This is a genomic window from Rhizobium altiplani, assembly GCF_001542405.1.
Classification (GTDB): domain Bacteria; phylum Pseudomonadota; class Alphaproteobacteria; order Rhizobiales; family Rhizobiaceae; genus Rhizobium; species Rhizobium altiplani.
This window is the reverse complement of the sequence record NZ_LNCD01000027.1, coordinates 1-8,818: the sequence shown is the minus strand read 5'-3', so window position 1 is coordinate 8,818 and position 8,818 is coordinate 1. Positions and strand designations below refer to the sequence as shown.

The following is an 8,818-nucleotide window of genomic DNA, read 5'->3' as shown; positions in this document are numbered from 1 at the left end:
ATGATTTCATGATGCCTGTTTCCTCGATCGTCTATTGCGTTGAGCGCGAGCGCGTAGAATGTCGATCTGGTCCTCCATCAGTTCGATCTGCCATGGTTGTCCTTTCACTAGCTGCCGGCCTTGAATCAGGCCTCGTGCCAGGTATTTGAAGATGGTCTGCGGCGTAATGCCAAGAGCTGCAGCAGCTCCTTGAACGGAATAGGTTCCGTCTGGCCACCTGACGGGGTTGGAGCTCGTTCCGTTGATTTTGACGGTTGGAATGCCCCAACGCCTGCGCAAGAGCCAGACATTGTCACCTTTGAAGGCGCAATTCTGTGCGGCACGGAAGCCTTCCGCGTTCAGTACCGACGCAATTTCCTTGTCCATTTTGCCTGCGGCGTTCAGCTCCGTCACGCGCGCTCGTAATTTGTCGATATCGATATAGTCGCCATAGGTATGAACGCGCCTTTGGACAGAGTGCTCGCTCGTCGCTCCCGTTTGCCACAAGATCTTGATCCAGACCTGTCCTTGCAGCCGTTTTTGATCGAGAACGACCTCGCAGATAATGAGGCGTAAGATGCTCTTTCGCTCGGCCGCCGTGGTCAATGGGGCATGCCAGATGCCAGGCAGGTTCTCTCCGAGTGCCAATAACCCGTCGCGATCTGCCTCGCTGAGAACCAGGGGCTCGTCGGACCGCCACCGTTCATAGTCCTGCTCGATGGCCGCGGCCGCGCGCAACTTTTCCTCCCATCCGCGTTCCAGCGAACGGGCCACCAAGCGGTTCTCTGGCTCGACTGCATCATATTGGCGCCGTGCCCTTTCCGCCTCGTAGCGCGCACGTTCGCGCCGCAGAGCCCATTGACGCTCGAGTTGACGGGCCTCCTCTTCCATCTGGCCCAGTGCGGCGACGGCGATAGCAATCCTGTCCGGCGTCAGAGCCTCGAGTAGAATGCTTTCGACGCGTGCATCGACCGGCAGAGCGCGCACCTCCTGGCATAACGGCCCTCCGTCGTGGCCGCGGTCGGCGCGGCATGCGTAGACGGGATAGTTTCCCGCAGGGCCGCTATAGCGCAAACTCATCCGGCGACCGCACCGCCCGCAGACAGCGATGCCCTGCAGCAGCGCGGCGCCCTTGCGCGGCAAGCCCGAATGGCCGGCTTCGTAGCGGTTGATGTTGTTCTCCAATCGCCGTTGGTTCTCCATGAACTGCTCCCAGCCGATGTAACCAGGATGGGCCGCTTCCAAACAGACCTCCCAGTCCGCGATGGGGACCTTAGTCGTCCGCGGACGATAAACGTCCTGGCGAACGCGTCCACCCGTCTGCCGCCGCCGACCATAGACATAGGCCCCAGCATAGCCGGGATTATGGAGAATGCTGAGCACCCGCGGGTTGCTGGCCTCACGCCAAACCACTTCGTGCGGCGCCGGACCACGAAGGGGGCGCATTGGCAACGGCAAATTCTCCTTGCGTAGGTAGCGCATCACTGCCCGCGCGCTTCCTAACTCGCGGAATTTGCTGAAGACCAGGCACAGCCTTGCCTGCACCTCCTCATCGGGGTTGAGGATGATTTGGCCTGAGCGGTCGTAAGCCAATCCGGCGGGAAGGCCAAGGCGCAATTCGCCGCGTGCCGCTTTCTGGCGCTCACCCTGATGCAGGCGTTGCTTGATCTGGTGCAGCTCCGCCTCGCTCATGATGCCGGACAAGCCCAGCAGCAGGCGGTCGTGATAAGCGCACGGATCGTAGAGCCGTTCGCCGTCAGCGATGATGACGCCAAACAATGAGCACAGATCGAGGAGTTGATGCCAGTCGCGGTTGTTACGGGCGAGCCGGGAGGCGTCAAGACTGATGACAAGCCCCGCGTTTCCCAGCCCGATCTCCGCGATTAGCTTCTTGAAGCCCTCTCGCTCGACGCAGCCCGAACCGGATTTGCCGAGATCTTCATCGATGACGTGCACGCGTTCATGTGGCCAGCCAAGAGCGACGGCACGATCGATCAGACGATACTGCAACTCCGTGCTTTCCTGATGATGGCGCACCTGGTTTACGGAAGACTGGCGGACATAGATGTAGGCGAGCTTGCCGCGATGCTCGGCCGTGACGCGCTCGTCCGGGTTATTCGTCGCTCTCAGCATGCCGATCCACCTTTGTCGGCGCGCGTATTGACCGCATCCGCATCAACAGGGGGGCAAGTTTTTGAGCAAGTTGTTTCCGCGTCTCCGGCGGCAGATCGAGCCACGGACGCGGGACTGTCGTGCTCGGGGTAAGAAGCTTTACGAGGGACTGAGACGCTACGCGGTACGGTTTTGATTGCACGTTCATCGCGAATCACCTCCTTGGAACGGGAGGTAACCATGCTGTTCAAATGGTGCATCAATGTGAGCAGGGTTCGAACGCTGATGCGAGGCGCCGACTTCGACTCGCTTCGCGCTTCCGGCGAAGCGGTTACAAGATCGGTTATCGATCGGCGAATTGAACGGCGGCGTCCGTCAGGTAATCGAACGACAACGAATGCCGCACCGCGGCCGGACTGGACCGACACCAGCTCAAGACGCTGACCCGCAAGGCCGTGGCGCGGGTCAATGATAGTCACATGATGCACCACCCCGTCGACAATAGCGGCAGTCTGCGATGCTTGGTTCTCCGAACACCGTCGGCCATTCGCCGAACGCCAGGTTCGTGGTGACGATGATCGACGTGCGCTCGTAGAGCCTGCTGATCAGATGGAACAGGAGCTGACCGCCTGCCTGGGTAAATGGCAGATAGCCGAGTTCGTCGAGGATGATGAAGTCGAGACGGTTGAGGTAGTCGGCCGTCCGCCCTTGCTTGCCGCTGCGCGTTTCCGTTTCCAACCGATTGACCAGATCGACGACGTTGAAGAAGCGCCCGCGTGTTCCGTTGCGGATCAACGCACGGGCAATCGCGATGGCCAGATGGCTCTTCCCGGTTCCGGTGCCGCCGACGAGGACGACGTTGCGTTGATCGGCGACGAAGGTGCCGGTGGCCAATTCCCGCACCAGGGATTCATTGACGGGCGTATCAGCGAAGTCGAAGTCGTCGATGTCTTTGGCAAGCGGCAGCTTGGCGATGCTGAGCTGGTAGCGAATGGAGCGTGCCTGCTTTTCGGCGATCTCCGACTGCAATAGATCACCGACGATGCGGGGCGGTTCGTGCTGCCGCTTGATGCCGTTACCCATGACCTCGTCGTAAGCGCTACGCATTCCATAGAGCTTCAGCGTGCTCATCAGTTCGAGAACCTGTGTGCGTTCCATCAGCTTGCCCTCCTGAGGCTGTCATAGCGTGCGCAGTCGGCGACCGGTTCATGGGTCAGACGCAGCGCATCCGGGGTTTGCAGAGTTGCGGCCGGAGCCGGATCACGGCTGCGGGCCAGAATGTTGATGATCACCGAGGCCGAGCAGACGCCGTGATCCAAAGCCTCCTGGCAGGCAGCATCGACAGCCGCCAGACCATCGGTGGGAACACAGCCGAGGATGGTGACCATTTGCCGATCACCATCATGGATGCTCTTCAGCCGCCGGCGCACTTTCTCCATCGCTGCGGGTAAGACCCATTCCCGGAACGGCGCACCATTGCGCAAAGCACCGGGTTTGCGAGCCAGAACGGGGACATAATGCCAGGGATCGTAGATCGTCTCGCCACGGCCAAAGCAACGAGGATGCTCACCGACGTTCACGCCGTCCTGCCTGATGACGATCTTCTCGGCATAGGCGTGAACCTCAACAGGGCGGCCGACCGCGGTCGAGAGGACGGAGTATTTGTTGTTGTCGAAGCGGACTGTGCAGGTCTTCGACACCGAGGCGGGAACGCAGTGGAAGCCATCGAACGGTCCAACGTAATGCACCAGGCTGCCGCGCTCCTCCTCGAACATCTGCCAGATCATCCGCTCGGTCTGCTCGGGATGGCGGTGTGCCTTGGCGTAGGCGATGCATTTGTCGAGCAGCCAGACGTTCAGCTCCTCCAGGCTTTTGACCCGTAGGCGCGGAGTGAAGAAGCGCTCACGCACAAGACCGACCTGGTTCTCGACCTGTCCCTTCTCCCATCCAGATGCGGGCGTGCAGGCAACGGGATGGACCAGATAGTGGCTGCACATCTGCAGGAAGCGGCGATTGTATTGTCGCTCCTTGCCGACGAACACCGCCTCGACCGCAGTCTTCATGTTATCGTAGATGCCGCGCGTGCAGGTTCCACGGAAGAAGGCGAAGGCCTTGTCATGGGCATCGAACACCATCTCCTGGCTCTCGCGCATGTAGGCCCGGACAAACATCATCCGGCTGTGGCAGAGCCGGACATGGGCGACCTTGACGGTCGTCGTCACACCGTTGATCAGAATGATCTCGTGGCTCCAGTCGAACTGGTAAGCCTCGCCTGGAGCGTAATAGAGGGGCACATAGGCTTCCGCCGTCACGGCTCCCCGGTTCTTCGCCCAGGTCTTGGCGTATCGCCGGATCGCGTCATAACTGCCATCGTAGCCGAGTGCCCGAACCTCCTCGTAAATCCGGATCAACGTCAGCCGCTCGCGCGACGGCTTGCCCTCATTGGCTGTCAGAAACCGCTCGATCTCCGCCTTCCAGGCTCCGATCCTTGGCAACGGTTGCCGTTCTCGTTCATAGGTAAAATCGGTCTCGTCGGAACGCAGAATCTTGCGAACCGTGTTGCGCGACACGTGGAGTTCCCGGACAATCTTCTTCACCGACCAGCCCTGCACATGGAAGGCCCGTCGAACACGCGCAATCGTATCCACTCGCTTCAACTCCCGCTCCATCCGCCGCAAAAGGCCGGATGGTCAGATGAAATCTGAGGGGGGGTCAAAATTGGACGCCGATTACCCCGCCAAGGGGGTCAAATTTGCACGCCGGAACACACACACGGCGACCATTCGCGCTAACAACCTCCATCCGACCGGCGGCCGGCAATGACCTGCTGCCGGCTCGACCTCTGGGACAAGCAGCGCCGGGACAAAGCCACCGACAGGCGACGCAACATCCAGTTGCCAGTAAGCGCTCAATTCGCTGCGCGTTGACGCAGTAGATTATGGCGCCCGCGGCGGTTTACTCGGCAATGGATTTGGCGAAGTTAAACGGGAGCAGATCGTCGATATCCGCGCCGTCGAGACGCTGCGGCAGTTCAGTGAAGATGTGTCGCAACCAGGCGAATGGCTCGACGCCACAGGCGCGACAGGTTAGCATAAGGCTGTAGGTGACGGCGCTTGCCTTGGCTCCGTCAGTGGTGTCGCTGAATAGCCACGATTTCCTGCCGGTGGCAAAAACTCTGATATCGCGTTCGAGTAAATTGTTGTCGATCGGCATCCTGCCGTCTTCGGTGTAGCGCGTCAGATATTGCCATTGGTTGCGCGTATAGGAGATCGCATCGCCGAGCTTGGTGTCGGGCACGATCTTGGGGGCCATATTGTCGAGCCACTCCTTCAGGGCATCAAGGACTGGAACGCTATGCTTCTGGCGCAAGCGCCGGATGCAATCGGCCTGCGTTTCGCCGTCATCTGGCTTTTCGTCCCGCACCTGCCTTTCAATCCGATAGAGCTGGTCGAAGAACTTCAATGCCTGCGCGGGCGGCCCGCTTTGTTTCTTCCCGGCCTTGAAGGCGTTGACGAAGCGTCGCCTGGCGTGAGCCATACACCCGACATGCGTTGCGCCCTTCAGGGTTCGCCAAGCCTGATAGCCGTCGCTCATCAGGATGCCGCGATAGTCACCAAGGAAAGTCTGCGGATGCACCTGCCCGCGACCGGGCTGATATTCGAGCAGCACAACCGGCTCTAGGCTGTCCTGCCCGCTGCGATAGGCCCAGATGTAGGACTCGTCGGTTGCCTTCCTGTCTTTTTCCTTCAGCACCTGCACCGTGGTCTCGTCACCGTGAATGACGCTCTGCGACAAGAGCCGCTGCTTCAGAGCATCGTAGATGCGAACGAGGTGCTTCTCGCTGGATCTGATCACCCAATGGCCAAGAGCGCCACGGCTCACAGGGACGCCGGCGCGCTCGAACGCCTGTGCGAGACGATAGAGTGGTGTGCCATCGACATATTTGTGAACGAGCGCGAAGGCCAGTGTCGAGGCCGTGGCAATACTGCCCGGCAAGGGCTGTGCTCGCATCGGCGCGATGATAACGGGCGTACGGATATCGGTGCGCTCGCAGTTGCGGCAAGCGTACTTGGCCCGAGCATTCTGCAGCACCGTGGCCTTCACCTCGATATGAAGCTGCTCGGTGACGAGTTCGCCCATGCGATGCAACGGATGGCGGCAGCACGGGCAGGTCTTCTGATCGTCGGCAAGGTCATATTCAACGCGTTGGCGTGGCAAATTTGCCGGAAGAGGTTTACGCCCGCGCTTGCGGCCTTCGGGCGTTTCCACCTCTGGCAATCCCGTCTTGGGAAGCTCCGTGGCGTCTGTCTCTTCACAATCGGCCAAGCCCTCATCAGCATCCGCCTCAAGAGCGGCGTTCTCGGCTTCATTGAAGACGCGATCCATATGCTTTTCGCTGCGCGGCGCAAAACGATGCAGTTGTGCAAGCGCCAGTTCTTCCTCAAGCTTGAAGACACGCTGCTCAAGGGCGTCTCTCTCAGCCCGCAGCGCAGCGTTCTCGGCAGCATTCGCCGCCAGAAGCGCCATCAGTTCCGCAACGGTCGGGGTGCCGGCTCGTGTCATCGTAGCTTTGAATCTGAGCCGCCACGCTCCGTCAACAGCTTTCAGCCGACAATCTCATATTGCCGAACAGGATGGCGCACCATCGCGTCGAGATCGATGCCGTCAAGCAGCCAACGCAACTGTTCGGTATCGAGCGTCACGACCGGCGCCTCGCGGCGGGGCCAGCGAAACCGGTCTTCGGACAAGGCCTTTAATATAAGCACGAACCCTGACCGCTCGAAGAATAGGAGTTTCATTCGGGTGCGCCGGCGATTGCAAAAGACGAAGACAGCTCGCTCGAACGGGCTCAGGCCCATCGACTGCTCAACCAGGATCGCCAGGCTATTGATCCCCGCACGAAAGTCGATCGGGTCCCGGTGAAGATAAACACGAAGATCATCAGCCAGCCGGAACATTGCAACGCCCCAGAACGTCGATCACCAAGGACAGGGTATGCTGATCAGGATCTTCAAGCTCAAGCCGCACACCATTCGGCAGAGACGCCGTAAGCCGGGTTCCTGCCGATGATGGCCGAGCCGGCATGTCCGGATGCCGCACAATCGGCGACGCTGCAGCCACCGGAACGAAGGCCGGCACTTCCTGCGCTGCAACAACCGGCAAACCACCCGGGGCCTGCCCATCTCGGCGAAGCTTCACCCAGTTGCGTAACAGATTGGCGTTGACGCCGTGGGTCAGCGCTAGGCGGGCAACCGATACGCCAGGCTTCATCGCAGTGTCGATCAGCCGGTCTTTGTCGACAGGATCGAACCGTCGCTTCCCGTTGGCAAGAACCTCCACAACCCGAAGCGGCCCTGAGCCTTTCAAGGTATCCGATGTCATTATGTCCACAGTCTCCATTGTGGACACAGGATCGGCCATTCGATTTTCAATGAAAAGGTGCGGCGAATTGGGCGCTTACAGTTGCCACGCTCGTGCGAGCCGGCGCCATTCATATAACTGCGAACGCGATATTCCATGTCGCCGCGCCGTCGCCGCACACAAGCCAGGTTCCGAATAGCTCTCGGCGACAATCTGCAGCTTCATCTCTTTGCTGAAGCGTCGCCGCCGGCCGCTATCGATAATCTCAAGTCGTTCCATTCCGCACTGTCCGTATTGACGTCAATAAGGACAGTCAGTGCGAAATCCGACAATTCTGACAAGGCGGCCCACCTCGGATGCGTACGATGAAAATGATGCTCTCGAAAGATGGATCGCAGATGCCAGAGACAGCGAACTGGCGTCATTTGCTGCGGGGATCGAACGCGATATTGAGGCGGTGAAAGCCGCGATCACAGAGCCCTGGAGCACCAGCCCGGTCGAGGGGCAAATCAATCGCCTCAAGATGATCAAGCGCCAGATGTATGGGCGTTCAGGTACAGCCTCCTGAAAAGCACGACCGAACGGGCATGAGGGAGATCGGCAACAATGCTGGTTCAGCACCGCAGATAGGGCGACATTGCACCAAATATGCGGAAGAACCCAATCTGGATGGGACGCGTACGTGCCTCATCCAGATTGTCATTCTACAACAAATGCACAAACAAAGAAAGAAAGAAAGAAAGAAAGGCTACAAAGCCATATATCCTGCCAAGCCAAGCCAAGCCAAGCCAAGCCAAGCCAAGCCAAGCCAAGCCAAGCCAAGCGTAAGATAGCCATTATGCTGTCGCTTTCTGTTGCTGGATTCATACCCCTGAAGGACAGTTGAAAAAGGGTGCGACCGCATCTCACGATGGAAGCGGCCGTTGGTGAGGTGGAGGGCGCATCACCGTATAACAAGAACTTAAGACCTTATTACATAGACTGAAAGCGACATCTCCGATGTTTTACATCATATATCCTGCGCGCGCGGCGGGGCTAACGCCGGCAGTAGCAGTTCCCCCAGGGCTTTGAATGCAACCATGTAAATGAATGTTGTGTAACTCTGCATGAACATGCTCTGTGTCTATCGAGCCAAAGTGCCTTCTTTTCGCTCAGAGAGGGCGGATCATCCATAAACACTTAAGCAGTTTTATTAGTTTACGCCGCAAGAGAATTGCCGGAATACGCCAGCCTCCGCTGACCCAGGAACCTGAGACGATTCATTTAATTCAGTCATCATAGCGTACTTTGTTCTGTATCAGGTGGCTTGTGAATTGAGGGTAAAAATAATGGTTTTCATGCGTGGCGCATGATTAGCTGCAGAATA

The 8,818-nt window shown here is 58.9% G+C and carries 6 protein-coding genes and 3 pseudogenes; 1 reads left to right on the top strand and 8 read right to left on the bottom strand.

What is annotated here, in order from left to right; all coding sequences use genetic code 11:
- Nucleotides 1-6 precede the first annotated feature (6 nt).
- The 8 genes and pseudogenes from AS026_RS04955 to AS026_RS39340 all read right to left on the bottom strand — a co-directional run bounded on the left by AS026_RS04955 (nucleotide 7) and on the right by AS026_RS39340 (nucleotide 7,677).
- A complete protein-coding gene (locus AS026_RS04955; protein ID WP_028749699.1) occupies nucleotides 7-2,112 on the bottom strand; it encodes a recombinase family protein in 2,106 nt (701 codons plus the stop codon).
- Nucleotides 2,106-2,519, bottom strand: a complete 414-nt coding sequence (locus AS026_RS44410; protein ID WP_425349761.1) for a hypothetical protein — start codon at nucleotides 2,517-2,519, stop codon at nucleotides 2,106-2,108. The genes AS026_RS04955 and AS026_RS44410 overlap by 7 nt, the downstream gene beginning before the upstream one ends.
- A gap of 36 nt (nucleotides 2,520-2,555) precedes the next feature.
- Nucleotides 2,556-3,249, bottom strand: a pseudogene (istB, locus tag AS026_RS04950) (IS21-like element helper ATPase IstB); the annotation flags it as partial.
- Nucleotides 3,191-4,748, bottom strand: a pseudogene (istA, locus tag AS026_RS04945) (IS21 family transposase). The pseudogenes istA and istB, both read right to left, overlap by 59 nt.
- Nucleotides 4,749-5,046: 298 nt before the next feature.
- Nucleotides 5,047-6,654 carry an IS66 family transposase gene (gene tnpC / locus AS026_RS04940; protein WP_028749655.1) on the bottom strand — a complete coding sequence of 536 codons (1,608 nt, stop codon included), beginning with the start codon at nucleotides 6,652-6,654 and terminating at the stop codon, nucleotides 5,047-5,049.
- A 41-nt stretch (nucleotides 6,655-6,695) separates the two neighbouring features.
- Nucleotides 6,696-7,049 (bottom strand): IS66 family insertion sequence element accessory protein TnpB, encoded by a 354-nt coding sequence (gene tnpB / locus AS026_RS04935; protein WP_028749656.1) that lies wholly within the window; start codon nucleotides 7,047-7,049, stop codon nucleotides 6,696-6,698.
- Nucleotides 7,033-7,473 carry an IS66-like element accessory protein TnpA gene (gene tnpA / locus AS026_RS04930; RefSeq protein ID WP_235777223.1) on the bottom strand — a complete coding sequence of 147 codons (441 nt, stop codon included), beginning with the start codon at nucleotides 7,471-7,473 and terminating at the stop codon, nucleotides 7,033-7,035. The genes tnpB and tnpA overlap by 17 nt, the downstream gene beginning before the upstream one ends.
- A 75-nt stretch (nucleotides 7,474-7,548) precedes the next feature.
- Nucleotides 7,549-7,677: a transposase gene (locus tag AS026_RS39340; protein ID WP_235777225.1), complete on the bottom strand. Its 129-nt coding sequence runs from the start codon at nucleotides 7,675-7,677 to the stop codon at nucleotides 7,549-7,551.
- Between the two features lie 154 nt (nucleotides 7,678-7,831).
- On the opposite strand from AS026_RS39340, the pseudogene AS026_RS40995 reads away from it, so the two are divergent.
- Nucleotides 7,832-8,020 (top strand): annotated as a pseudogene (locus tag AS026_RS40995) (transposase); the annotation flags it as partial.
- Between the last annotated feature and the right edge of the window lie 798 nt (nucleotides 8,021-8,818).

What these genes read in the sequence shown, in the direction of transcription:
- AS026_RS04955 (WP_028749699.1), bottom strand. Translation starts at nt 2,112, where the DNA reads ATGCTGAGAGCGACGAATAACCCGGACGAGCGCGTCACGGCCGAGCAT.
- tnpC (WP_028749655.1), bottom strand. Translation starts at nt 6,654, where the DNA reads ATGACACGAGCCGGCACCCCGACCGTTGCGGAACTGATGGCGCTTCTG.
- tnpB (WP_028749656.1), bottom strand. Translation starts at nt 7,049, where the DNA reads ATGTTCCGGCTGGCTGATGATCTTCGTGTTTATCTTCACCGGGACCCG.
- tnpA (WP_235777223.1), bottom strand. Translation starts at nt 7,473, where the DNA reads ATGACATCGGATACCTTGAAAGGCTCAGGGCCGCTTCGGGTTGTGGAG.
- AS026_RS39340 (WP_235777225.1), bottom strand. Translation starts at nt 7,677, where the DNA reads ATGAAGCTGCAGATTGTCGCCGAGAGCTATTCGGAACCTGGCTTGTGT.